General features: G+C 63.6%; 22 protein-coding genes. 3 read left to right on the top strand and 19 right to left on the bottom strand.

Going from position 1 to position 23,444, the window contains the following annotated elements:
* Window positions 1–5: 5 nt before the first annotated feature.
* From ACZ89F_RS09735 to ACZ89F_RS09675, 13 genes are all read right to left on the bottom strand, one after another.
* Window positions 6–320 (bottom strand): MocE family 2Fe-2S type ferredoxin, encoded by a 315-nt coding sequence (locus ACZ89F_RS09735; RefSeq protein ID WP_109660992.1) that lies wholly within the window; start codon window positions 318–320, stop codon window positions 6–8.
* Between the two features lie 17 nt (window positions 321–337).
* A complete protein-coding gene (locus tag ACZ89F_RS09730) occupies window positions 338–1,420 on the bottom strand; it encodes a fatty acid desaturase family protein (protein ID WP_476091499.1) in 1,083 nt (360 codons plus the stop codon).
* Between the two features lie 49 nt (window positions 1,421–1,469).
* Window positions 1,470–2,651, bottom strand: a complete 1,182-nt coding sequence (locus tag ACZ89F_RS09725; protein ID WP_476091498.1) for an aldose 1-epimerase family protein — start codon at window positions 2,649–2,651, stop codon at window positions 1,470–1,472.
* 16 nt (window positions 2,652–2,667) lie between these two features.
* Entirely contained in the window at window positions 2,668–3,450 is a 783-nt protein-coding gene (locus ACZ89F_RS09720; protein ID WP_476097253.1) for an ATP-binding cassette domain-containing protein, read from the bottom strand.
* A complete protein-coding gene (locus ACZ89F_RS09715; RefSeq protein WP_476091497.1) occupies window positions 3,447–4,451 on the bottom strand; it encodes an ABC transporter permease in 1,005 nt (334 codons plus the stop codon). Before ACZ89F_RS09715 ends, ACZ89F_RS09720 begins: the two co-directional genes overlap by 4 nt.
* Before the next feature lie 58 nt (window positions 4,452–4,509).
* Window positions 4,510–5,454, bottom strand: coding sequence for a sugar ABC transporter substrate-binding protein (locus ACZ89F_RS09710; RefSeq protein WP_476091496.1), 945 nt, complete (start codon window positions 5,452–5,454; stop codon window positions 4,510–4,512).
* Window positions 5,455–5,511: 57 nt separating this feature from the next.
* A complete protein-coding gene (locus ACZ89F_RS09705) occupies window positions 5,512–6,426 on the bottom strand; it encodes a sugar phosphate isomerase/epimerase family protein (RefSeq protein WP_476091495.1) in 915 nt (304 codons plus the stop codon).
* 35 nt (window positions 6,427–6,461) lie between these two features.
* The gene (locus ACZ89F_RS09700; RefSeq protein WP_476091494.1) at window positions 6,462–7,550 is read right to left on the bottom strand and encodes a Gfo/Idh/MocA family protein; all 1,089 of its coding nucleotides are present in this window, start codon (window positions 7,548–7,550) and stop codon (window positions 6,462–6,464) included.
* A gap of 35 nt (window positions 7,551–7,585) precedes the next feature.
* Window positions 7,586–8,647: an ABC transporter ATP-binding protein gene (locus ACZ89F_RS09695; protein ID WP_476091493.1), complete on the bottom strand. Its 1,062-nt coding sequence runs from the start codon at window positions 8,645–8,647 to the stop codon at window positions 7,586–7,588.
* A gap of 1 nt (window position 8,648) precedes the next feature.
* Entirely contained in the window at window positions 8,649–9,740 is a 1,092-nt protein-coding gene (locus ACZ89F_RS09690) for an ABC transporter ATP-binding protein (RefSeq protein ID WP_476091492.1), read from the bottom strand.
* Window positions 9,737–10,696 carry a carbohydrate ABC transporter permease gene (locus ACZ89F_RS09685; RefSeq protein ID WP_476091491.1) on the bottom strand — a complete coding sequence of 320 codons (960 nt, stop codon included), beginning with the start codon at window positions 10,694–10,696 and terminating at the stop codon, window positions 9,737–9,739. Before ACZ89F_RS09685 ends, ACZ89F_RS09690 begins: the two co-directional genes overlap by 4 nt.
* Complete coding sequence (locus ACZ89F_RS09680) at window positions 10,693–11,553, bottom strand: carbohydrate ABC transporter permease (RefSeq protein ID WP_476091490.1); 861 nt, start codon at window positions 11,551–11,553, stop codon at window positions 10,693–10,695. The genes ACZ89F_RS09685 and ACZ89F_RS09680 overlap by 4 nt, the downstream gene beginning before the upstream one ends.
* Window positions 11,554–11,631: 78 nt before the next feature.
* On the bottom strand, window positions 11,632–13,245 hold the full coding sequence (locus ACZ89F_RS09675) for an extracellular solute-binding protein (RefSeq protein WP_476091489.1): 1,614 nt from the start codon (window positions 13,243–13,245) through the stop codon (window positions 11,632–11,634).
* A 356-nt stretch (window positions 13,246–13,601) separates the two neighbouring features.
* On the opposite strand from ACZ89F_RS09675, the gene ACZ89F_RS09670 reads away from it, so the two are divergent.
* The gene (locus tag ACZ89F_RS09670; RefSeq protein ID WP_476091488.1) at window positions 13,602–14,630 is read left to right on the top strand and encodes a LacI family DNA-binding transcriptional regulator; all 1,029 of its coding nucleotides are present in this window, start codon (window positions 13,602–13,604) and stop codon (window positions 14,628–14,630) included.
* A gap of 20 nt (window positions 14,631–14,650) precedes the next feature.
* Here the strand turns inward: ACZ89F_RS09670 and ACZ89F_RS09665 are convergent, their stop codons facing one another.
* Window positions 14,651–15,592 (bottom strand): heme/hemin ABC transporter substrate-binding protein, encoded by a 942-nt coding sequence (locus ACZ89F_RS09665; RefSeq protein ID WP_476091487.1) that lies wholly within the window; start codon window positions 15,590–15,592, stop codon window positions 14,651–14,653.
* Between the two features lie 184 nt (window positions 15,593–15,776).
* Between ACZ89F_RS09665 and ACZ89F_RS09660 the strand changes: the two genes are divergently transcribed.
* Window positions 15,777–17,900, top strand: coding sequence for a TonB-dependent hemoglobin/transferrin/lactoferrin family receptor (locus ACZ89F_RS09660; RefSeq protein ID WP_476091486.1), 2,124 nt, complete (start codon window positions 15,777–15,779; stop codon window positions 17,898–17,900).
* Between the two features lie 2 nt (window positions 17,901–17,902).
* Window positions 17,903–18,988: an SIP domain-containing protein gene (locus ACZ89F_RS09655; protein ID WP_476091485.1), complete on the top strand. Its 1,086-nt coding sequence runs from the start codon at window positions 17,903–17,905 to the stop codon at window positions 18,986–18,988.
* On the opposite strand, the gene ACZ89F_RS09650 is transcribed toward ACZ89F_RS09655, so the two are convergent.
* From ACZ89F_RS09650 to ACZ89F_RS09630, 5 genes are all read right to left on the bottom strand, one after another.
* A complete protein-coding gene (locus tag ACZ89F_RS09650) occupies window positions 18,949–19,407 on the bottom strand; it encodes an aconitase X swivel domain-containing protein (protein ID WP_476091484.1) in 459 nt (152 codons plus the stop codon). The two genes, ACZ89F_RS09655 and ACZ89F_RS09650, sit on opposite strands and share 40 nt — an antisense overlap.
* Window positions 19,404–20,654, bottom strand: coding sequence for an aconitase X (locus ACZ89F_RS09645; RefSeq protein WP_476091483.1), 1,251 nt, complete (start codon window positions 20,652–20,654; stop codon window positions 19,404–19,406). The genes ACZ89F_RS09650 and ACZ89F_RS09645 overlap by 4 nt, the downstream gene beginning before the upstream one ends.
* Before the next feature lie 69 nt (window positions 20,655–20,723).
* A complete protein-coding gene (locus ACZ89F_RS09640; protein WP_476091482.1) occupies window positions 20,724–21,788 on the bottom strand; it encodes an ABC transporter ATP-binding protein in 1,065 nt (354 codons plus the stop codon).
* Entirely contained in the window at window positions 21,788–22,576 is a 789-nt protein-coding gene (locus tag ACZ89F_RS09635) for an ABC transporter permease (RefSeq protein ID WP_476091481.1), read from the bottom strand. The genes ACZ89F_RS09640 and ACZ89F_RS09635 overlap by 1 nt, the downstream gene beginning before the upstream one ends.
* Window positions 22,576–23,439 (bottom strand): ABC transporter permease, encoded by an 864-nt coding sequence (locus ACZ89F_RS09630; protein ID WP_127270909.1) that lies wholly within the window; start codon window positions 23,437–23,439, stop codon window positions 22,576–22,578. Before ACZ89F_RS09630 ends, ACZ89F_RS09635 begins: the two co-directional genes overlap by 1 nt.
* Between the last annotated feature and the right edge of the window lie 5 nt (window positions 23,440–23,444).

Genomic DNA, 23,444 nt, shown 5'->3' with positions numbered 1-23,444 from the left:
GCAGGTCAGCCGATCTGGATCATCACTTTGCCAGCCTCGACCTTCACCGGATAGGTCGCGAGATTGACGCATACCGGCGCGCCCTTGGCGGCACCAGTCTTATAGTTGAAGCGGCCATTGTGCTTGGGGCATTCGATGATGTCGTCCATCACCAGCCCATCGGCCAGATGCGCCTTCTCATGCGTGCAGTAGCCGTCGGTGGCGAAATACTCGTCATCCGGGCTGCGATAGATGGCAAAGGTGCGTCCTCCGTGATCGAAGCGGATGACATCCTCTTCCTCGACATCATCGACGCCACACGCTTCAACCCAGTCGGCCATCTGTCCCTCCCGCAACTCTATTCCGCCGCCGCCGGGACGGTCAGCGCGTGGAACTCCTCCCGGTACGGCCGCGCCGTCGGCGGCAATTCGCGCTTGAGGAAATAATCCTCGTACTGGAGCTGCTTGATAAGCACCGGCCAGACCTCGCGGTAGGCATGCCACATCGACGGATTGGGTTCCGGCAGATCGTGCTTGATCAGTTCGTGCAGCCTCGGCAGCGCGTGATAGGGCACCATCGGGAACATGTGATGTTCGACATGGTAGTTCATGTTCCAGTAGATGAAGCGGCTAATCGGGTTCATGTAGACGGTGCGCGTGTTCAGCCGGTGATCTGTGACATTGTCGGCCAGCCCGATATGCTGCAGCAGGCCGGTCAGCACCATGTGCCAGCTGCCATAGAGGCGCGGCAGGCCGATCAGCACCAGCGGCAGGAACGACCACAAATACAGCGCCAGGGCGATCGCCGCGACATAGATGGCAACATGCCAGCGCGCGGCGGTGACCACCTTGTGCAGCTCCATCTCGGGGATGAAACTCTTTTCGTCGGGCGAGATGCTGCCAAACGCATTGCGCACCAGCGTCGGCAGTGAATAGCGGAAATCGAGGATGCCGGTGAAGGCGAGTGCGGCGCGCAGCAGGTCCGGCGGACGCATCACGGCGATCTCGGCGTCTCGGCCGACGATGATCGTGTCGGTGTGGTGGCGGGCATGGCTCCAACGCCAGGTCACCGGATTGCGCATCAGCATGAAGCTGGCGATCTGGTAGATGACATCGTTCATCCAGCGGGTGCGGAAGGCGGTGCCGTGGCCGCATTCGTGCCAGCGCGAGTCGCTGGACGAGCCGTAGAGCACGCCATAGACGAGCAGGAACGGCACCACCCACCACGTGCCCCAGAACCAGATGATGCCAGCGGCCGAGCCCAGTATGGCAACGATCCAGATGATCGTGTCGCGGATCGCCGGCCCGTCGGAGCGTTGCATCAGCTCCTTCATCGCCTTGCGCGGCACATCGGTGTGATACCATTCGGCCGAGGCCAGCCCGGTCTCGATCGCGATGCGTGTGCTTTCGCCGACCAAGCTGTAGTCGCGCTTTTTCTCCATCACACCGACCTCCGATTTCCGGCCCGCCAGCCGGGGCATTCGTTTCGCATCATGCCCTGTCCGCCAATCTCAGGAAATTTCCCGACGGCGCAGGATAATCCTGTTGCGGTTGCCTGGCGATCGAAGCGATCCTCTCTTCAGCCGCGGCGATCGCGCCGGCACCGTCAAGCACCCGGAACACCGCGTCGTAAGAACGGCTTTCGCCATGCTCCAGCCAGATCATTTCGCCGCGTTCACGCGCCGCGAGATTACCGAGCACATGGTGCGTCGAGGGCTCGATGCCCAACGCATACTGCCCCGCTTGGAAATTCTGCCATTGATAGGCGCAAGGCAGCTGGTCCTTGCGCGTCACCACTTCGAAGCCGAGCCCGAGCTGATCGTTGACCACCGCCACCGGCACTTCGCCGAGAGAATTGGCCGCCATTTCGTGCTGCCAGACCTGCTCGCTGAAACCCAGTCGCGGCGCCGGCACGGTACGGTAGCCGACCTTCTGCGCCTGATAGCGCTCGCCGTCATGCCCGGCCCAGACGACATCCCGGATCGGCGCCAGGTAGCGCGAACCTTCGTCGAGCAAGGGATGGCTGACATTGACGTGGTAGAAATACATATGCGGCGTACGGTTGAAGCCGTGATTGACGACGCGGTCCGACAGCCGGATCTCGTTGCCGCCGACATCGGCCTCGATACGCCGCAGCAGATGCAGGTCCTCGCCGAACACCGCCGATTGCTGAACGATGCCTTCAGCCCACAGCACGCAGCGGTCGCCATCCCAGGCCTCGCCATAACCGGTCAGCCGAGCCGGAATGGTGCCGACACGGCCGTGCAGCGAATGAACCACGGTCTTCTTGCCCGGGTAGTTGTAGCTATCGGCGGGCACTTCTTCCCGGCCCAATATGTGGTCGAGGCCGCAGGTGACAAGCAGGCCTGAAAACGAGCGCGCCCAGGCCAGCCCGCTCTCCCCCTCATAATCGTGCAGGCCGGGATGACGAAAGCCGCTCGGCGAATGCCAACCGATCGCTTGGCCCTTGAAGTCGCAATCGGCGATGTCGAGCGCCCGGTCGACCAGCGCGGTGAAACGCAGGCCCGAGCCGGTGCGGAACTCGAGCATGCGGATGCCGCGTTCCACCCCGTCGCCGAGCGTCATCAGCCGTATGCCGGCGAATTGCGACAGCATGCCCGAGCGTTCCGACACCTGCCGGCGCGAAAGCGTCTTGCCGTAAAGTTCTACCATGTGACGGCCAGCTTCTTCACTTCGCTCTCGTCTCTTTCAGCAGGGCCGACATATCGGCGCCGGTGATGATGCTTTCCACGGTTAGAAGATCGGTATCGGCAACCGTCTGCTCGGCGACGATCTCGCCACGGCGCATGACGATGATGCGGTCGGCGACCTGGAACACGTGATGGATGTTGTGGGTGATCAGAAGCACGGAATGACCGGCGTCACGCACCTCCTTGACGAAGCGCAACACGCCATGGGTTTCCTCGACGCCGAGATTGTTGGTCGGCTCGTCGAGGATGATGACCTTGGCGGCGAACTGCATGGCGCGCGAAATCGCGATCGACTGTCGCTCGCCGCCCGACAGCGTCGAGACCAGCGCATCGGCATCGAGTTTTTTCGAAATGCCAACGCGCTTCAACAACGCCGATGCCGCACCGCGCAGTTTAGCGAGATCGAGCGGCGCGAACACGCCCAGCCATTTCAGCTTGACCGGCTCGCGGCCGAGAAACAGATTGCGCGCGATGCTGAGATCCGGCGCCAGCGACGTGTCCTGGTGGATGGTCTCGATGCCGAGATCCATCGCATCGCGGGTCGAGCGGATCGAGACCTTTTCGCCGCGCACATAGATGTCGCCACGGTCGATAGGAAACACGCCCGAGATCGCCTTGATCAGCGTCGATTTGCCGGCGCCATTGTCGCCGAGCAAAGCCACCACCTCGCCCTCGTTGAGGGCGAAGGACGCGTTCTTCAGCGCACGCACGCTGCCGAATGATTTTTGTAGATTCTGCAGCCGGAGAACTTCCATCATCAGCCCCTTGCGGCGTTCTTCTGCAGCAGAGCGTGCAGGATGAGCATGGCCAGGATGATGACGCCGACGAAGATGTTGTAGGCCAGGCCCGGCACGCCGATCAGCACGATGCCGTTGCGGATGGCGCGCAGCATCAGCGCACCGACGATGGTGCCGAGGATCGTGCCGCGCCCGCCGGTCAGCGCCGTACCGCCGACCACCACCATGGCGATGACCTCGAGCTCGTAGCCGGTGCCGGCCACCGGTGACGCGGCCGAGATGCGGAAGGCGCTGATCATGCCGGCAAGGCCAGCCAGCACCGAAGTGAGGATGAACAGCCACACCTTGACGGCGTCCGCGGGCACGCCACGTGCCACCGCCGCGTTGCGGTTGGAGCCGATGGCGCTGATCCAGTTGCCGAGCTTGGCATAGCGCAGGACATAGATCGCCAGCAGTGACAGGCCGATGAACCACCACAGCGAGGTGTAGAACCGGAACGAGCCGATATTGAAGCTGCCGGCCAGCAGCGTCACGAAGAAGCCAGGCTGGTCCCAGGATTTCAGCGGAAAGCCCTGTGTGATGTAGAGTGCCGCCCCGCGCACAACGAGCAGCATCGACAGTGTGACCAGAAAGGACGAAATGCCGATCTTGGTGACGATCAACCCGTTGATCGCGCCGATCGCCACGCACAGCAGAAGCCCGGCCAGCAGCGCCACGCCGATGCTTGCCTCGCCGTTCTGCACCAGGAGCATGACGACGACCGGCGCCAGCCCGAACACGGCGCCGACCGACAGGTCGAACTCACCCGCCGTCAACAGCAGCGTCATGCCGAGCGCGATGATGCCAAGCTCGGGCAGGAACGCCATCATGTTGGAGATGTTGAGCGGCGACAGGAAATTGGCGTCGGCGATGGCGAACACCGCAAGGAGGACAATGAGGATGACCAGCGAAGAGAATTGCGGCGAGCGCAGGAGGCTCGATCTGCGTTTCCCGACAGGCATTTCGTCTTCTGCTGCGATCGTCATGACTGCTTGAACCATGCTTTGAAGAGACGCCCGCGACTTGCGACGCGGGCACCGGTTTTCACTTCGTGTTGTAGAGTTTCAGGATCGGTTCGACGCTCGAGGCGTCGTAGAGGCTGAACGTGTGGATGTCGTAGCCGATCGGCTCGCCGGACGCGGCTAAACCGAGCAGCGCCACCGGCATGAAGCCTTGCGCAGACGGGAACTGCCAGGCGGCCGCGTTGACGAAGCCGGATTTGACGGCTTCCGCGGTCTCCTTGGAATTGCCCCAGCCCACGACCGGGATCTTGCCGGCCGGCACGCCGGCACCGTCGAACACCCGCTTGACGCTGGCCGCCACGGAATCGCCGAGCGCGATGATCGCCGGCGGATTGTTGGCGACCATATAGTCGGTCATCTTGGCGATGATTCCGGCCGGGTCGGTGCCGCAATCGACCACATCATATTTGATGCCGAGCGGATCGAAGACGCTGGCGATGCCCTCGGTCTCGAGCTGCTGGTAGCTGGCGCCAGGCACCTCCACCGGCAGGAACACCTTGTCGCCCTGCTTCACCATCTTGTGGTCGACAAGGTATTTGGCCCAGATGACGCCCGCCTCCTTGAGATCGGCGCCGACATAAGCCTGCCGTCCGGTCGCCGGATCGTCGGTGTTGAAGAACACGATCGGGATGCCGGCTGCCTTGGCCGCCTTGACCTCCTCAGTCCACAAGCCCGGCTGCGCCGAGGTGGTGGCGATGCCGTCGGGCTTGGCCGCAAGCGCTGAGTTGAAGGCTTCCTTCTGCGCCGCCATGTCGCCGCCGCTGAACGAAATCTTGCAGGTCACCTTGAGCTGGTCGCAGGCCTTGGTGGCGCCGGCATTCCAGTCGAGCCAGAACGCATCCGACGGACCGCCATGCGACAGCAGGTAGAAGGTCTTCTGGTTATCCTGCGCCAGCGCCGGCGCACTCAACGAAACACCGGCGAGCACTGTCGCGGCCGCCGCCAGTTTCAATGCGAATTTCAACATTCTTTCCTCCCTTGCTTTTGGGCCGCGCCGCCGCGAACCGGCGGCGCGCAGTGACCGTCACAGACCGTTGGCGCGGAACTTCCCGTCGAGGAATTTCTTGGCCCGCGGCACGTCGTCTTCCGAGAGATGCTCGATGATCACCGGGATGTTCGGATGCTTTTCCGCCAGCCGCTGGAGATAGAGGTCATAGTTCAGCGAGCCGAGGCCCGGTGCCGGCAGCTCGATCTCACCGACGCCACGGAATGTATGGCTCTCCAGCGCGTCCTCGTCCCCAATATCAGCGTGCTTCTCGGACTTGTCGCCGCCCGAACGCTTGACGTCCTTGGCGTGAGCGATCTTGATCTTGTCGGTAAGCGTGTCGAACACCTGGTTCAGGATCTGGTCCATCTTGTCGATGTTGTGCGTCTCGAAATAATTGGTCGGATCCATCAAGAGGCCGAGGCCGGGATGGTCGACCTGGGCGAACATCTTCACCGTCTCCTCGACCGAACCGACGACGTTGTTGACATAGGTTTCGAGCAGGAAGACCGCGCCGTGGTCATAGGCCGTCTGAGCAAGGTCGGCGATCACCTTGCGGCATTCCTCGAACCCTTCCTCGGTCTTGTTCTTGGGGTGATGCACCCAGTCGGATTCGGTGTTGTAGGTGCCGGTTTCCGAGATCACGTAGGGTGAGCCGAAATGGCGGGCGTTGCGGATGATCTCCTTGAGGTAGCCGACGCGCTTGTCGCGCTCGGCCTTGTCCGGATGGATGATGTTGGTGTAGCCCGACACACAGCAGACCGGCAGATTGTGGTCGCGGAAGACGTCGCGCACCTTCTTGGCCTTGTCCTTGGTGATCTGTCCGGCCGACAGGTCGACATCCTTGAAATGGAGGTCGAGCTGCACTGTGTTGAAACCGAGCCCGCGGATCTTCTTCGCCGTCTCTTCGAGGCCGTACGGGAAATAGCCCGTGAAAATACCTGCCTGCATCATGGTGTGAATTCCTCCCTGTAAGCGATTCAGTTGATTCAGTTTGTCGAGATTTCGGAAAGCTTGACCGTGCGGCCCTCGTCGATCGAACGGTAGCCCGCCTCGACCAGCGCCATGGTCTTGACGTTGTCGGCGACCGACAGCGCCGGCGGCGTACCGGTCTTCACCGCATGCTGGAGCTGTTCCATCACGCCGATAAAGGCATGCGGGAACCACATCGTGTCCCAGCTCGGGCTGACCCACTCGCCTCCGGTCGTCTCGGCCGAGGCGTAGGTCAGCGTCGAGGCAGCGCCCGTCGGCCAGCCGATGGTGCCCTTGGCGACACCCTTGGTGCCGTCGACGCGCCAGTTGATGTGCTGGTCGTCCTTGTAGCCATCCTGGCGCGGGCCGGACCAGACATCCTCCAGCGACACGGCGAGCACGCCGGACGGGAAGCGCAGCGTCGACACCGTGATGCCGTCCGAGTGGTCGAATTTCGTGCGCGGATCCTTGCGCGTCAGCGTGGTGATCTCGTCGGGATCACCGAACAGAAAGCGCAGCACATCGAGATGGTGCACGCTCATATTGGCGAGCGTCAGCCGGTCGTAGTCTTCGAGGAAGCTCTGCCAATGCGGGATGGCGTGCATGTCGATCTGCGCGAAGACGATGTCGCCCAGCGCGCCGCTGTCGATGATCTGCTTCAGCACGCGCATCGACTGGTCGTAGCGCATGTTCTGGTTGACCGAGAGGATCTTGCCGGCTTTTGCCGCCTCGTCGCGCAGCTTGACCGCTTCCTCGACCGACAATGCCAATGGCTTCTGCGCCAGGATCGCCTTGATGTGCTTCTGCTTCAGCGCATGGCGGATCAGCGCCGGCTGCTGGTCCGGCGGAAAGGCAAGGTCGATGATCTCGACATTCGTATCCTCGATCAGCTTTTCGGGCGTATCGTGGACGGTCGGGATGCCCCAGCGTGTCGCCACCTTCTCGGCACTGGCCCTGGTGCGTGAGGCGATTGCCACCACCGGGAACCCGGCTTGCCTGTAGGCGGCGAGATGGCATTCGGCCATGATCATGCCGGCGCCGACGCAGCCGATCCTGTATTCCTTCGTGCGGACCTTCACGTCCGGCTCGAAGCCCTTGTGTGCCATCAGATCCTCCCGAAGCTCGTTTCTTGCGGCCGCCGTCATCGTGCCAGCGCTCCCCCGCCCTGTCCGAAATAATGCACGCGAGCCGGCTCGCAGGATATCGCCACCATGGCATCCGGCCGGATGTCGGGCTGGCCGCGCAGCAATGCCTTCAGCCGCGCCTGCCCGGCAGCGAGCGTCACCACGGTATAGCCGCCAAGCGGCTCGACCTCGAACACCCGCGCCGGGCGCCCCCGGCCCCCATTCGCCCAGGGTTTGACCTTGATGTCTTCCGGCCGCAGCCCGATCTCGATGGCATCCGCCGGTGCCGCCTTGTCTTCGATGCGGATCGTGCCTTCGGCCGCCTCGACACCGCCCTCGCCGCGCACTGATCGAAGAATGTTCATCATCGGCGAGCCGAGCAGCCGCGCCACATAGGTGCTGGCCGGACGGTCATAAATCTCGGCCGGTGCACCGATCTGCCTGATCCTGCCATTCTCCAGGATGGCGATGCGATCGGCGACCGACATCGCCTCTTCCTGGTCATGCGTGACATAGATCAGCGTCTTGCCGAGCTCGCGCTGGATGCGCTTCAGCTCGACGCGGGTTTCTTCGCGCAGCCTGGCGTCGAGCGCCGAGATCGGATCGTCCATCAGATAGGCGTTGGGATCGCGCACCAGGGCACGCGCAATCGCAACACGCTGCCGCTCCCCGCCCGAAAGCTGCCCCGGCGGCTTGTGCAGGATGTGGCCGATATGCAGCTTCGCGGCGACATCGGCGACCCGCTTCTTGATCGCGACCTCGGCGACCCCTCGCTCGACCAGGGGGAAGCGGACATTGTCGAGCGCGCTCATATGGGGGAACAGCGCCAGGTTCTGGAACACCATCGCGACGTTGCGCTCCGCCGGTGACACCGTGTTGACCGGCCTGCCACCAATCAGGATTTCACCGGTATCCGGTGTCTCCAGCCCCAGCACCAGACGCAGGATGGTCGACTTGCCCGACAGTGGCGGCCCGAAGAAGCAGAAGAACTCGTTGTCGTTGACCGTGAACGAAGCGTCATCGACGGCGAGTGTCTTGCCGTAACGCTTGCTCACATTGCGGAAGACGATATCGGCCATCTCACCCTGCCTTCATCGCAAGGCCGGTAGCGGCGTCGAAGATGCGCACCGACGACGCGGCGGGGGCGACGATGGCGGTGTCACCGATCGCCAGCCCGACATCATTGTCGAACACAGTTTTCACAGCAGCCTCACCCAGCCCGAGATGAACGATGGTGCGCGCACCAATCCGCTCGACGAAAGTAACCTGCATGCCGAGGCCCCGCCCATTCTGCACCAGCGTCACTTGCTCCGGCCGAAATCCGTAAAGCACCTCACCGCGCGCACCCCGCATGGCCGCCGCGAGTGCGTCTGGCAGCGGCGGGGTGATGCCCAACGGTCCGAGATCGACGACCAGCCCGCGGTCGCTCTCCGCTGGCCTGCCCCTGAGCAGGTTCATCCCCGGCGCGCCGATGAAGCGGGCGACGAAGACATTGGCCGGATCGTTGTAGACCTCGAGCGGCGTGCCGACCTGCTGCAGCACGCCATGGTCCATGACGGCGATGCGGTCGGCCATGGTCATCGCCTCGAGCTGGTCATGAGTGACATAGACCATGGTCTGGCGAAACTGGCGCTGCAACTGCTTCAGTTCGGTGCGCATGACTGCCCGGAAGGCGGCGTCGACATTGGAGAGCGGCTCGTCGAGCAGGAAGATCGCCGGCTCCATGATCGCCGAACGGCCGATCGCTACCCGCTGCAAGATGTTGACCGAGAGCCGGTCGGCCTTGCGGTCGAGCAGCGGGGTCAGTTGCAGCATCTCGGCGATGGCGCCGACGCGACGGTCGATCTCGGCTTTCGCGGCACCCCGCATCCTCGGCCCGTAAGCGAGGTTCTGGCGCACCGTCATATGGGTGAAGATGGCGTAGTTCTGGAACACGAAGCCGACGCCGCGCCGCCCCATCGGTACCCCGGCCATGTCGCGCTCGCCAAACAGGATCTTGCCGCCGGTCGGCTCTTCCATGCCGGCGATCATGTTCATCGTCGTCGACTTGCCGCAGCCAGACGGCCCGAGCAGCGCCATGAACTCGCCATCGGCAATTGCCAGGTCCATTGTCTTCAGCGCGGTGAAGTCGCCGAACTTCTTGACCAGGTTCTGCAGGTGAATGGCACTCATGCCGGGACCTCGCGTGCCCGCGCCATGCGCTTCATGGCGAACACCGCAACGATCGACAGCACGATCAATATGGCCAGCGCGATCGCCGCCACATAGCCCCAGATCAGGTCCTGCGTGGTGAGCTTGTAGATGTAGACGGAGATGGTCTCGGTGGCGACGCCGGGACCGCCGCCGGTCATGATGTAGAGCGTGTCGAAGATCTTGAAGTTCTCGATCACCCTGATCGCCAGCGCGATGATGATGATCGTCTTCATCTTCGGCAGCACGATGGTGACGAAGCGCTGCCACGGATTGGCGCCGAGCAGCGTCGCCGCCTTGATCTGGTCCTCCGGCACGCCGACCAGGCCGGCAAGCAGGATGAGGAACATCAGCGGCGTCCACTGCCAGATGTCGGCGACCATGACAGCGATCAGTGCCAGCGTCGGGTCCGACAGCCATGCGATGGTGACGGGCGAACCGGTGAGCGCCGACAAGATGTCGTTCACCGGGCCGCCCGACTGGAACAGCATGAAGAACATGTAGCCGGCCACCGCCGGCACCACCATCATCGGCATCAGCAGGATCGAGTAGAATATCCGCTTGCCGGGAAAATCGTCGGCGAACAGCGTTGCCAGCGCGAGCCCAAGCAGGAACTCAACCGGCACGCAGACGATCATGACGATGGCTGTGCGCTTCAGCGCGCTCCAGAAGCGCGGATCGGCGGCAAGGTCGGTGTAATTGGCAAAGTTGTTCCACAGTGACCACGCGTTCCACCAACCGAGGCCCGAGAGCGGCGACCAGTCGGTGACGCTGATGTAGAGCTGCATCAAAAGCGGGAAGGCCGAGATGAACAGGACGAGGATCTGCGCCGGCAGCGTCAGCCGGAAACCCAGCCTTGCGCCCTCGTCGCGCGAACCGGGCCTTGCTCCGACGGCTTTCATCTTGTCCTCTGAAATCATGGCAGTCACCGCGCTCATTGCTTGAGCGCCCCGAAAGTCAGTCCGCGCACCAGATGGCGCTGGATGGCGATGCCCATGATGACGGGCGGCACGGCGGCGATCAGGCCAAGCGCTGCCTTGGCGCCGTAGAGCTGCCCGGTCATCGAGGAGGACAGCGAAGCCATGTAGACCGGGATGGTCACCCATTCGCGCGTCGTCAAAAGCAGCGCGATCAGATAGTCCGACCAGTTGAGGATGAAGACGAAGAGTGCGGCACTGGCCAGCGGCGCGCGCATCATCGGCAGCGTGATGCGGGTGAAGACGCGCAGCCGCGAGCAGCCTTCGACCAGGGCCGCCTCCTCGATCTCGCGCGGCATGTCGTCGAAGAAGGTCTTCATCAGCCAGAAGGCGAACGGCAAGGTGACGATGCCGTAGATCAGCGCCAGCCCCCACCAGCTGTCGGTGAAGTTGAGGAAGGCCCACATGATCATGACAGGGATCATCACCGCCATAGGCGGAAACAGCCTGAGCTGGATCAGCGCCAGCGGCAGGTTCTGGCCGGAGCCGAAACGCGACAGTCCGTAAGCCGCGGCCGTGCCCGCCGACATGGCGATCGCCGTGCCGAAAACCGCCGACAGCAGCGATGAGAGGATCGGTTTCAGCGCCGTGCGGTCGAGCGCGACAATCAGATTGTTGGTCGACTCTCCGAACACGAAACGGAAATTGCTGAGCGTCGGGTTCTTCGGCCACCATGTCAGGTCGGCGCCGGTCGCCGACCATTCGGCGATCGGCTTGAACGCCATCGACACCATCCACAGGATCGGCACCAGCGTCACCGCCATGGCCGCGAAGATCGCGGCGTAGCGGAAGATCTCGAAAGGAATGGAACGCTTCATCTGGCGGCTTTGCTGGTGGCGTTGGCGGAGGGGAGAAGCAGGCTCCTCCCCTCCTTCGATGTGATCCAGGGAGATGGATCAGACGATCGGATCGAGAACTGTCGGCCAGGCCTCCTTGTTGGTCTTGATGGCTTCGAGCAACTTGTCCTCGCCGGTGCGCCGGGCGATCTTCTTCCACTCGGCCTCGGTGTCGGCCATCGCCTGCTCTGATGTCTTGGCCTTGGTCAGCGCCGCCATGAGGTTCTCGTCGAGCGCATTGTGGAAGGCTGTCGCGCCCGGATAGTTGATGGTCGGCACAGTGCGCGCCACCGTCTCGCGCACCACGTCCATGTGGTAGGCATGATAGGTCTGGCGCACCAGCGGGTCGGAGAAATCCGAAAGCCGGAACGGATCCAGGTAACCGCCGGGGTTGGCGCTCATCCAGGCATAGATGCGAGCGGAGCCCAGCCATTGCAGCAGGAGATAGGCGACCTCCTGGTTTTTCGACTGCGCGGAAACCATGCCGGTCAGCGAGAACCACAGCACGGAACGGCTGATCAGCTTGCCGTCGATCTCCCGGCCGGGTGGCAGCATCGAGCCGATCTTGCCGGTGACAGCCGAGTCCTTGTTGCCGGCATTGTCGAGGAATTTCGGCAGGTTGGAGAAGGCGCAGGTCATCGCCGCCCCGCCCTTGGCGAAATTGCCGTACTGTTCCGGCCAGCCCCAGGAGATCGCATCCGGCGAATGATGCGCGAGCGACGCGACATATTCGTTGGTCGCGACAATGCCTTGCTCGGAATTGATCATCGGCTTGCCGTCATCGCCAAACAGGAACTGGTTGGGCGAGGCCATCGAGACATAGCGCTGATACCAGTTGGTATAGCCCCAGCCCTGGTTGCGCAGGTCGGTCGATCCGAACAGGCCCTTGTCCGGGCGCTGGAAGAAGGCGGCGATGTCGCCATGCTGCTTCCAGGTCTTCGGCGGTGCCAGATCGTAGCCGTATTTGTCCTTGAAGGCCTTCTTCTCGGCTTCGTCGCCGAACAGATCGGTGCGGTAGACCCAGGTCTGGAAGTCGCCGTCCAGCGACACGCCATAGTTCGAGCCGCGGTATTTGTTGAGCAGCGACACGCCCTTGGCGCCGTTGACATAGCCTGTCGTGGGATCGTCCCATTCGGGCTTGTGCTGCGCGACGAAGTCATCGAGCTTGGCGATGCCGCCGGTTTCGGCGAGGTCGCCGAGGCGGTTCCATTCGGTCGAATAGATGTCGTAGGCCCCACCCTTGGTGGAGATGTCCTGCATCGTCTTGGTGAATTCCTGGCCATTCGGCAGACCGACGATTTCGATCGGGATGCCGGTCTCCTTTTCCCACAAATCCTTGATCGACGGCGCGCCGGCCGGAAACGGCTGTGTGAGCTGGCCGATCGAGCCATCGGACAGGCCGAGCACGATCTTGGCCGGCGCCTTGCCGGCGCCCTTCAGCGCCTTGGCCGCCTCGATGGCGCGGCCTTCCGGCGTGTCGGCGCCATACTGGTAGCGCTCGGCCCCATCGAAGCCCGTCGGGCCACCAATCATGCCTGGCGCCAGCGCGTCGGCCGCATAGGCGCGGCCGGGACGAATGAATTGCGGTGCGATACCTGTGGCGGCCACGAACACCGCCGCCTTTCCTCCGGACGTCAGCAGTCGGCGTCGCGATATGCGGATCAGATCAGACATTGGAATTCCTCCCTCAGGGCCCACGTTCCTCCACGAGCCCATGAGGGATATTGACGGCAGTATCGGAAGGCTGTCAACATCATAAATAATCAAAATACCTCACAACATCGCAATGAGGCGAGGAAATGCGTCATGCCTGGGTCCACATACCGCTCCAGATGCCTCGATTTGATGGGAAATGTATCTTCCCATCCCGGAATAGCCGTGCCGGACGACTTGATTTAGCCCAACGGCTTGCGCTTCGGCCAAGGCCGGATACATCATTTCCCATCAGAATCGCCGAGGACAGGCAGCCATCGCCGTCAGACGGGCTGCCGGCATCGCGTGATCCTGATGCGTTGAGGAGATGAAAGACGGTGCGTTCCACCCTGACTGACATAGCCCGGGAAGCCGGCGTTTCCGCCGCCACCGTCGACCGCGTGCTCAACAACCGCCCCGGCGTGCGAGCGCGCACGCGCGAAATCGTGCTCGAAATGGCGCAGCGCCTCGGCTACATCGCCGAAAGCTCGAACGGCGTGCCGCCACGGTCCTTGCCCGGCGAGGTCATCCGGCTCGACTTCGCGCTGCCGGCCGGCACCAATTCCTTCATCAAGATGCTGCACCGCCAGATCGAGGCGCAGGCACAGTCACGGCCCGACCTCGATGTCCACATCGCCACCATAGAAGGCTTCAATCCCGACCGGCTTGCCCGCCTGCTGCAGGACCTGCGCGGACAGACGCAAGGCGTCGGCGTCATCGCGCTCGACCATCCGACGGTGCGGGAGGCGATCCGCTCGTTGTCGGCCAACGACATCAAGGTGGTGACCATCGCCTCCGACATCCTGCATGTGCCCAGGGTCGCCTATATCGGCATCGACAACCGCGCCGCCGGGCGGCTGGCCGGCTATCTGCTCAACCGCTTCATGGGATCAGGGCGTCCGGGCAAGGTGGCGCTGTTCGCCGGCTCGTTGTCCTATCGCGGCCACGAAGAGCGCGAGATGGGGTTCCGCCATATTCTGACGGAGGAATCACCCAATCTGCAGATTGTCGAGATGCGCGAAATGCTCGACGACCGCGAGAAGGCCTATTCGGAAGCGTCCGCCCTGCTGGAGCGGCACCCCGACCTTGCCGCGATCTACAATGTCGGCGCCGGCAACACCGGCATTGCCCGCGCGCTCAAGGAACGCGGCCGCGCCCAATCCATGGTCTTCCTCGGCCATGAGGTGACGGACGGCACCAAGGACCTTCTGCTCGACGGCACGCTCGACGCGGTTATCGACCAGAACCCGCGCGTCGAGGCCCGCGAAGCGCTCAACACTCTGACCCATGCGGTCCGGGGATTGCCCTATGAATTGCACCAGCCAAGGCTGCAGGTGATATTCAAGGAGAATATCCCGGAGATTTGAGCAGCAAGCCCAGTCAACGCTTACCCTTCCGGATAGAGCGCCTTCGCCAGGTCGCGGATCGCGTCTGATGTGCGCGGCCCAAAGCCGATCATGTAGGCGCCGTCGAGCACGATCAGCGCCTTCTTCGCCGCCGCCGGCGTTGCCGCCAGCGCGCGGTTGCCGAACACCTGCTCGGGCGTCGGGCCGCCCTTGCCGTCGCTCATCATCAGGATGACGTCGGGCGCCATCTCGATCAGCTTCTCCTCCGACGCCGCCTTGTAGCCCTGCACGACATCCATCGGGTTGAGGCCACCGGCATAGCGGATGATGGCATCGGCCGAGGTGCCGGCGCCGGCAGCACTCAATTTCACCAGACCATGGAAGAACACCACCTTCTTTCGGCGCTCCGGCGGGATCTTCGACGCCAGATCGGCGGCAGCCTGAAAGGCCGTCAGCACCTCGGCGGAAACCGCTTTGCCCTTGTCCTCGAGTCCAAGGCTGGCGGCAATCAGTGTGATCTTGCGCTCTATGCCTTGTGGTGTGTTGTCCTGCGGGACGAAGACGATCGGGATCGCCAACGACTTCAGCACCTCGACCGCCTCCGGCGGCCCGCTGTCCTCGGCCGCCAGGATCAGATCGGGGCGCAAGCCCGCCAGCCCCTCGACCGAGAGCTGGCGGCGGTAGCCGACATTGGGCTTCTGCGTCACATCAGGCGGATACTTGCTGCCGCGATCGACGGCGATGATCCGCTCGCCGGCGCCGAGCGCGTGGACGATCTCGGTGACATCAGAGCCCAGCGTCAGGATCCTTATTGCCGGTCCCGGCGCGACGGTTCGTCCCAGCGCGTCGACAACGCTCTCGGCGGCCAGCGCCTTGAAGCCGCAAGAAGGCGCCAGCACCGACAGCGCCAGAAACAGCACCGCCGCGATCCTGCCCGGTCGCGACCAGCCGATCCTGTTGCCCTCGCCCACACTGCCGACCATGCCGCTGCTCCGCTGCCAGATGCCTCTCAATGAAGGTCGCTATAAATTTAAAGTTGACTCATGTCATCATGTTTTAATATGTGACCCGTGCCCTGACCCGCCTGGTCGAGGGATTTTCGATCATGCCAGCCAAGGCCCTCCGGCCACCGCCAGCAGTTTTGCTTTTGCTTGGGGCTGCATGACCATGACAACGACAACGAACACGACCTTGATGGCGAGCACGGCGCTCACCTTGGTGCTCAGCCTTTGCGCCGTGCCCTTTGCCAGCGCGCAGGAACAGGACCAGACGAAAAAGGCCGCCGCCAAAACCGGCCGCCTGGCGCCGGCCGATGCCGCGCAACCGGCGACGATGCTCGACCTCATCACCATCTCGGCGACGATGATCAAGACCGCCGTGATCGAATCGATGGCCGCCATCAGCGCCATCGACCAGGACGAACTCGACCGCATCCAGCCCGACACCGCCGCCGACATCTTCCGCACCACGCCCGGCGTCGCCGCCTCGATGAACGGCGACGATCCAGCCACCGCCATCAACATTCGCGGCCTGGAACAATATGGCCGCGTCGTCGTGACGCTCGATGGCGCGCGGCAGGATTACTGGCGTGTCGGCCACGGCTCTGGCTCGTTCTATGTCGAACCCGACCTGATCAAGGAAGCCACCGTCATTCGCGGCCCGGTGTCGAATGCCTATGGCTCCGGCGGCATCGGCGGCGTCGTCTCCTTCGAGACCAAGGACGCCGGCGATTTCCTCAAAAAGGACGAGCGCTGGGCGCTGAGCGAGAAGCTCGGCTATGAGGACAATGGCGACGGCTTCACCACCAGCACCACCGGCGCTTATCGCTTCAGCAACGATGCCGACATCATCGGCAACCTCATCTACCGCGACCGCGACAGCTACACCGACGGCAATGGCGAAAGCGTGCCATGGACCGGCGAGCGGGTGACCAGCGGTTATCTGAAGACGACGCTGCGGCCGGCCGATGGCCATGAGCTGAAGCTCGGCGCCATCCTGCAGCGCTACAACGACCAGATCACCGGATCGAGCGGCTCGACCTCACCGACGCTGAGCCGCTACGACACCAACACCACCAACCAGACCTACACTGCGGCCTACACCTGGAAGCCTGACGACAGCGAACTGATCGACTTCAGTGCCAATGCCTACCACAACCGCACCCGCGCCGAGCAGACACAGGTCTGGCCCACCTCGGCGATCGGCAATTTCCGCTTCTACGACGTCGCCACGACAGGCTTCAACGTGAAGAACTCCTCTCGCTTCGACGCCTGGGGGCTTGCCCACACGCTGACCTACGGGCTCGACTATTACCACCTCGAAGCATCGTCGGAAGCGGCGCATTTCGGCGCCGGCGAGCAGCAGGGCTATGGCGGCTTCCTGCAGTGGCAGGGCGACTACGAAAACTGGCTGCAGGTGATCGCGGCCATGCGCTATGACGGCTACCAGCTCGACGGCGAGACCCGCGCTGTCCCGCCGCAGCAGGCCTCGATCTCCGGCGACCGCTGGTCGCCGCGCCTCACCGTCGGCGTCACGCCATTCGACGGTTTCCAGCTCTACGGCACCTATTCCGAAGGTTACCGGGCGCCGGGCCTGCAGGATGTCTTCCGCGGCGGCGGCGCGCATGGCGGCGGCGACGCCTATGTGCCCAACCTGCTTCTTCAACCCGAAACGGCGAAGAGCTGGGAAGCCGGCATCAATGTGAAGTACGACGATATACTGACCGAGGGTGACCGCCTTCGTGCCAAGGTCAATCTCTTCCACACCGATGTCGAAGATTACATCGAAGCCGACCTGCGTGCCGGGGTGCAGCGCACTGCGATCAACATCGGCGACGCCCGGCTGAAGGGTATCGAAGCGGAGGTTGTCTACGATTATGGCTGGGGTTTCGTGAACCTTGCCGGCGCGCTGATCGACGCCAAGGTCGTCAGCGGGATCTATTCCGGCCAGGCGTTGAACAACACGCCGCTCGACCGTTTCTCGGCCACCATCGGCTTCCGCATGCTCGAAGACCAGCTCACCGTGGGCGCGCAGTATCTCAGCGTCGGCAAGATCACCCGCACCAGCCGCACCAATCCCAACGCCGTGCCGGTTGTCGACGACGGTTTCGACCTGGTCAACGTCTTCGCCAACTGGCGCGTCAACGACAGCCTGAAGCTCGATTTCGGCGTCGATAACGTCTTCAACACCGCCTACACCGACCCGCAAAGCGCATGGTCGACTTCGGCAGCAACGGAACAAGGCAAGGGCCGGACCTTCAAGGTTGCGCTGACCGGCAGGATCGGAGGCTGACAATGAGCGAAGCATCGGCAAGCGAATTGACCTGCGAGGCGCGTCTCGACCTGCGACACCTGCCCGACTACATGGACCGCATCGCCGACAGGCTGCAGAGCTTCGAGGCCGATGCTTCGCACCATGGCCAGCGGATCGATTTCCGCTTTGCCTTTGGCGGCGCCTCCATCGATATGGAACGACGGGTCATGCGGGCCAATGCCGCTGACCGCGACGGGTTGGCCCGTATCAAGGATCTGCTCGCCACGGCGGTGCAGGTCTACGCCGGGGACGAAAACCCAAAGATCGTCTGGACCGGCGATCTGTCGGGTGAAACCACCCTCGCCCAGTTCCGCGAGATGGTGGTGAAGGATGTTCGCGACCTCACTCCGCATATGCGTCGCGTTCGCCTCGCCGGCGACAATCTCTCGCGCTTCGCCAAGTTCGGTGGCATGCATGTCCGCATGCTGTTTCCGACCCGAGATGTGCCCGATCCGCTCTGGCCGGTGCTCGGCGGCAATGGCTTGCCGGTCTGGCCCGCCGATGACCGGCGTCCGGTGGCGCGCGTCTACACCATTCGCGCGCTCGACGTGGCCAGGGGCATCATCGATGTCGATTTCCTCGTCCATCCCGGCGACAGCGTCGGCTCCGCCTGGGCGATGCAGGCAGCGCCCGGGATGAGGGTCGGCATCATGGGACCGGTCGGCCGCCCGGTGCGGCAGGCAGAATGGTATGTCATGGGCGCCGACGAGACCGGCTTGCCGGCGCTGGCGCGGCTGCTGGAGACGCTACCGGCCGAGACAAAAGGCGTCGCCTTTGTCGAGATCGCCAATGACGGTGAACGGCAGGAGATCGCCAACGCCACGGGCATCGAGTTGCATTGGTTGACAAGGGACGGCGTGCCAACGGGCGAGGACAAGCGTCTGGCAGAGGTTGTCCGTTCAGTGGCGTGGCCGCAAGGCGGCTCGGCCTTCGGCTGGTTTGCTGCGGAAGCGACCGCCGCAAAGATCGTACGCGAGTATTGGCGCGGCACGCTGGGGCTCGGCCGCGATGAGACGCTGGCCGCCGCCTACTGGCGGCGTGGCTCTGCGGGATTGATGGCCGGTTGAATACTGACGGTTGCAGCACCGTCCTCACCAACACCAATCATGATCCTGTCGCCGGAGGCTATGCCGGCAATGTCGCATACCGCCAGCGGCATGCGGATCTCGTAGAGAAACTCGGCAACGATGGCACCGACCGCCAGGATCGGGTCCGACCGCTCCAGAAGAATGCCGGCCGGCGCCGTGCCTCTGCGGATCGCCTCGGCCAGGACCGAGGATGAAGACGACGAGCCGCGCCCGCTCGGCATGACCAGGATTGTGCCGGCGACATTTTGGCCGAGGCCGGGATGCGAATGGTCTGTTATGTCGCCGGTCTCGGCATCGATGCCGCCCCAGAAGCTGAGCGGCTGCGAAAACACCAAAGCTAGGCCCTCGGCCTCACCGGTTAGCTGGAAGGTGCCGGTTCGTTCCACCGCTCGCGTCATGAGGCGCTCCGCACGACATGCCCGACCGCAGCGGAGCGGATGCAATCCCTCATCTCGGCAAAGGCGACGGACACGCCGATATTGCCGGGCGCGTAATGCGCCCATTTGCCGGAATTGGTCATCACCACGCCGTCGAGACGCTCGAGAATCGACGTGACATAGGTGCAGGTGTCGGCGACCGGGATCAGACCGAACGCCTCCATGCCATCAAGCGCGCCCTCCTCCTGCAATCGCGTCAGCGTCGCGCGCCCGGTGTTGACATAGATCGGGATGCGCCTGCCCGGCGCGACCTCGCGCAGCAACGGCAACAGCCGCATCCATTCCTCATGCGAAAAATGCGGCGTGCCGAGCGACACGGCCGCCAGCGGCGCACCGTCGGGCACGCCAGACAGCCTGGCCAGCGCATGGTCGATATCGGCGCGGCTGATGCGCATCGTCTCGTCAGGCGCATGGCCCTGGAACGCCTCATCGAGCGTGCATGCTTCCGGCGTGATGCCGACCGCATGGAACAGCGCCACCGCGCCTGTCGTTGCCGCCGCCGCCCCCAGCGCCTTCAGCTGGTCCTCGTCGCGAGGTTGCGGCAGGCCGGCAATCACCGGAATGCGGTCGCCACTCGCCTGCCCGATGATCAGCCCGACGCCGACGAACAGGCTGTCGCTCGGCTCGCCGTCCGGGACATCCAACTCGAACAAAATCCGGCCGCGCCGGTTCTCGCTCAGATGCAGGCCCCAGGCTGGCGCCCGTCCGGTCATGGCGCAGCACAGATCGATGAAATCGCCATATCGATTGGTGCGCGCGCCGATCACCGAATTGGCAAAGACGATGGCATTGGATTCGCCCCAGGCGATCTGCTGACCGAAGGCTGGCCGGAACCGCGTTTGATAGGGCGCGCAGGTGAAGGTTGCCTGGCAGCCGAGCTCAAGATGCGCTTTCATCAGCCGCCGCGCCGGCACCTCTTCCGCCGCCGGCATTTTCACCATGCCGGGATGGATGAGATCGAACGAGCCGACGTTCAATGTCGTCGGCACCTGGACGCGGCCACCGCCTTCGACGAGCCTCTCGACGAAATCGAGCCCCGCCTTGCCATGGTAGAGACAACCGTCGATATGGGAGCCGGAAATATCGAGCAGGCTGCCTGCCCCGACCGCATTGGAAAATGCGACGAGGATTTTCATGGCAGCCGCGGCGGACGGGCCCTGCTCGCCGTCGAGCATGGATCGGTCCCGCGCACTCAGCTCCAAGGTCATCGGCATGCTCCAGGCTCTTGCCCGTCTATGCTGTCCCCGATTGCGAACAGTATGGCAAGACCCGGGGGATCAGTTCGCCGCGATCAACACCGTGCTCTCAGGCGACCAGCGCAGCACGACATCCTGGCCCTCCGCCAGCCGTTCCATGCCGGTGTTCTGCACGATCACCTTCAACGTCTGGCCGCCACGCTCGACGAAATAGGTGCTATTGTTGCCGGCGAAGATGCGCTTGGAGACTTGCCCCTTGAGCGAGTTGGCGTTGCCATCCGGCGCCCCTGCATCCGTGGCGATGCGGATGCGTTCGGGCCGCACGGCACAGCTTGCCTTGGCGCCGGCGGCAAGCGTCGCACCGGCGCCGGCGGCAATCGCCGTGCCGTCAGCCAGCCGGATGCCATTGCCCGTCGTGTCGCCGCGAAAGATGTTGGCGTCGCCGAGGAAGGTGGCGGCGAACTCGCTCTTCGGCCGGTCGTAGATTTCCTCGGGCGGCCCTTCCTGCACCAGCCGGCCGTCGCGCAATATGCCGATGCGGTCGCTCATCGTCAGCGCCTCTTCCTGGTCATGCGTGACGAAGATGGTGGTGATGCCGATCTCGCGCTGGATGCGCTTGAGCTCGATCTGCATGTCGACACGCAAAGCCTTGTCCAGCGCGCCCAATGGCTCGTCGAGCAGCAGCACGCGCGGCTTGGTGACGATGGCCCGCGCCAGCGCCACACGCTGGCGCTGGCCGCCGGAGAGCTGGTGTGGCCGGCGGCCGCCGAGCTTGGCGAGCTGTACCAGATCGAGCGCGCGCTGCACCTCCGTGGCAATCACTGCCTTGGCCTCACCGCGCACCGACAGGCCGAAGGCGACATTGTCGGCAACGCTCATGTTGGGAAACAGCGCGTAGTTCTGGAACACCATGCCGATGCGCCGCTTTTCGACCGGCACGCGTTCCACACTTTCCCCACCGATGGAAATACGACCGGAGTCGGGAAAGTCGAAACCGGCGATCTGGCGCAGCAGCGTCGTCTTGCCGCTGCCCGAAGGACCGAGCAGCGCATAGAAGCCACCATCGGCGAAATCGATGGAGACGCCGTCCAGCGCCTTGTGCGCGCCAAAACTGCGCGAGACATCAGATACCTGCACGCCGGCCATTATTTCTCTCCGCCGAATTTGAAGAACCGCGCCGTGAGCAGCATCAGCGCCATCGACACGACAATGATGATCGTCGAGACCGCGTTGATCTCAGGCGTGAAACCCTTGCGGATCGCCGCGTAGATTTCGACCGGCAGCGTCGTCTGCCCCGGTGTCGCCAGGAAATAGGAGACCACGAACTGGTCGAACGAGACGGCGAAGGCAAACAGCCCGCCGGCGATGACGCCGGGCATGATCCACGGCAGCGTGACGCGCCTCGTCACCTGCCACTGGTTGGCGCCGAGCGAGCGCGCCGCCTCTTCCAGCTCCGGCGCGAAGGTCTGCAGCCGAGCCGAGACGACGACGATGACATAGGGCAGCGCCAGCGCGACATGGCCGAGCAGGATCGCATGCAGGCCACGACCGATGCCGACGCCGAAGAAGAAGATCAGCATCGCCGTGCCGGTGATCAGCCAGGGTATGGCGATGGGCGGAAACAGCAGTGCCTGCAGGAATTTCTTGCCGCGAAACTCATAGCGATAGAGCGCCAATGATGCCGCCGAGCCGAGCACGACGCAGATGATCGTGGTGATGACCGCGATCTCGACGCTGTTCCAGGTGGCCGCGATCAACTGGTCGTTCTGCCACAGCGAGGCGTACCACTCGGTCGTCCATTCGAACGGCAGTTGGTAGAAGGGCGAGACGTTGAACGACATCAGCGCCATGATGATGATTGGCAGATAAAGGAAGGCGAGCAGCAGCCAGATGTAGAGGCGGCCGAGCCATTCGAGGATGCGGGTCGTTGCCATCACGCAGCCCTCCGCAGCACCGGCGAGGCAACCGCCAGGATGACCAGCACCACCGCCAGCAAGATGAAGGACAGAGCGGCACCGAGCGGCCAGTTGAACACGGCGACGAACTGGTCCTCGATGACCGTGCCGTAGAAGGTGCCGGTACGGCCGCCAAGGATGCGCGGCTCCATGAACGAGCCGACGACCGGCACGAAGATCAGTGCCGCACCCGCGACCAATCCGGGCATCGACAGCGGGATGATCACCCGCTTCAGCACCTGCAGCCGCGACGCGCCAAGCGAGCGCCCGGCCTCGATCAGCGAGTCATCGATGGCCTGCAGCGTGAGATAGCAGGTCAGCACCATGTAAGGCACATAGGAATGCACCAGCCCAATGATGACGGCCGGATAAGAATACATCAGGTCGATGTTGATCTTGAACGGCAGCACCGCGTTGAGCGCGGTGTCGAGGATGCCGCCTTCGCGCAAGACCATCGCCCAGGAGAAGATGCGCACCAGCCCGTTCGACCAGAACGGCAGGATGACGAGCAGGAAGATCGCCTCGCGGCTGCGCCCCTTCAGCACCTTGGCGAGCACGTAAGCCGCCGGATAACCGATGACGATGCACCACAGCGTCACCTCGAGACCGAGGCGCAGCGAGGCCAGCAGCAGCGTCAGATAAAGGCTTTGCGAAAAGAAAGCGGCATAGTTGCCAAGCGTGAATGCCCACGGCTTTCCAGATAGCGGCAGCTCGGTCATGAACGAGAAGAAGACCATGGCCGACAGAGGCAGGAAGATCGCCACTGTCAGCCAGAGATAGGCCGGCGCCAGCAGCGGCAGCGCCGATCTCAGCCCGCTTCGCGACGCTGTCGCAGCTGCCATGATAC

This window comes from Mesorhizobium sp. USDA 3734 (assembly GCF_056279665.1).
This window is presented reverse-complemented; position numbering and strand designations above follow the sequence as displayed.

Excerpts from the sequence above, each read along its gene's own strand:
- ACZ89F_RS09735 (WP_109660992.1), bottom strand. The coding sequence starts at position 320 with ATGGCCGACTGGGTTGAAGCGTGTGGCGTCGATGATGTCGAGGAAGAG.
- ACZ89F_RS09730 (WP_476091499.1), bottom strand. The coding sequence starts at position 1,420 with ATGGAGAAAAAGCGCGACTACAGCTTGGTCGGCGAAAGCACACGCATC.
- ACZ89F_RS09725 (WP_476091498.1), bottom strand. The coding sequence starts at position 2,651 with ATGGTAGAACTTTACGGCAAGACGCTTTCGCGCCGGCAGGTGTCGGAA.
- ACZ89F_RS09715 (WP_476091497.1), bottom strand. The coding sequence starts at position 4,451 with ATGACGATCGCAGCAGAAGACGAAATGCCTGTCGGGAAACGCAGATCG.
- ACZ89F_RS09710 (WP_476091496.1), bottom strand. The coding sequence starts at position 5,454 with ATGTTGAAATTCGCATTGAAACTGGCGGCGGCCGCGACAGTGCTCGCC.
- ACZ89F_RS09705 (WP_476091495.1), bottom strand. The coding sequence starts at position 6,426 with ATGATGCAGGCAGGTATTTTCACGGGCTATTTCCCGTACGGCCTCGAA.
- ACZ89F_RS09700 (WP_476091494.1), bottom strand. The coding sequence starts at position 7,550 with ATGGCACACAAGGGCTTCGAGCCGGACGTGAAGGTCCGCACGAAGGAA.
- ACZ89F_RS09695 (WP_476091493.1), bottom strand. The coding sequence starts at position 8,647 with ATGGCCGATATCGTCTTCCGCAATGTGAGCAAGCGTTACGGCAAGACA.
- ACZ89F_RS09690 (WP_476091492.1), bottom strand. The coding sequence starts at position 9,740 with ATGAGTGCCATTCACCTGCAGAACCTGGTCAAGAAGTTCGGCGACTTC.
- ACZ89F_RS09685 (WP_476091491.1), bottom strand. The coding sequence starts at position 10,696 with ATGAGCGCGGTGACTGCCATGATTTCAGAGGACAAGATGAAAGCCGTC.
- ACZ89F_RS09680 (WP_476091490.1), bottom strand. The coding sequence starts at position 11,553 with ATGAAGCGTTCCATTCCTTTCGAGATCTTCCGCTACGCCGCGATCTTC.
- ACZ89F_RS09675 (WP_476091489.1), bottom strand. The coding sequence starts at position 13,245 with ATGTCTGATCTGATCCGCATATCGCGACGCCGACTGCTGACGTCCGGA.
- ACZ89F_RS09665 (WP_476091487.1), bottom strand. The coding sequence starts at position 15,592 with ATGGTCGGCAGTGTGGGCGAGGGCAACAGGATCGGCTGGTCGCGACCG.
- ACZ89F_RS09660 (WP_476091486.1), top strand. The coding sequence starts at position 15,777 with ATGACAACGACAACGAACACGACCTTGATGGCGAGCACGGCGCTCACC.
- ACZ89F_RS09655 (WP_476091485.1), top strand. The coding sequence starts at position 17,903 with ATGAGCGAAGCATCGGCAAGCGAATTGACCTGCGAGGCGCGTCTCGAC.
- ACZ89F_RS09650 (WP_476091484.1), bottom strand. The coding sequence starts at position 19,407 with ATGACGCGAGCGGTGGAACGAACCGGCACCTTCCAGCTAACCGGTGAG.
- ACZ89F_RS09645 (WP_476091483.1), bottom strand. The coding sequence starts at position 20,654 with ATGACCTTGGAGCTGAGTGCGCGGGACCGATCCATGCTCGACGGCGAG.
- ACZ89F_RS09640 (WP_476091482.1), bottom strand. The coding sequence starts at position 21,788 with ATGGCCGGCGTGCAGGTATCTGATGTCTCGCGCAGTTTTGGCGCGCAC.
- ACZ89F_RS09635 (WP_476091481.1), bottom strand. The coding sequence starts at position 22,576 with ATGGCAACGACCCGCATCCTCGAATGGCTCGGCCGCCTCTACATCTGG.
- ACZ89F_RS09630 (WP_127270909.1), bottom strand. The coding sequence starts at position 23,439 with ATGGCAGCTGCGACAGCGTCGCGAAGCGGGCTGAGATCGGCGCTGCCG.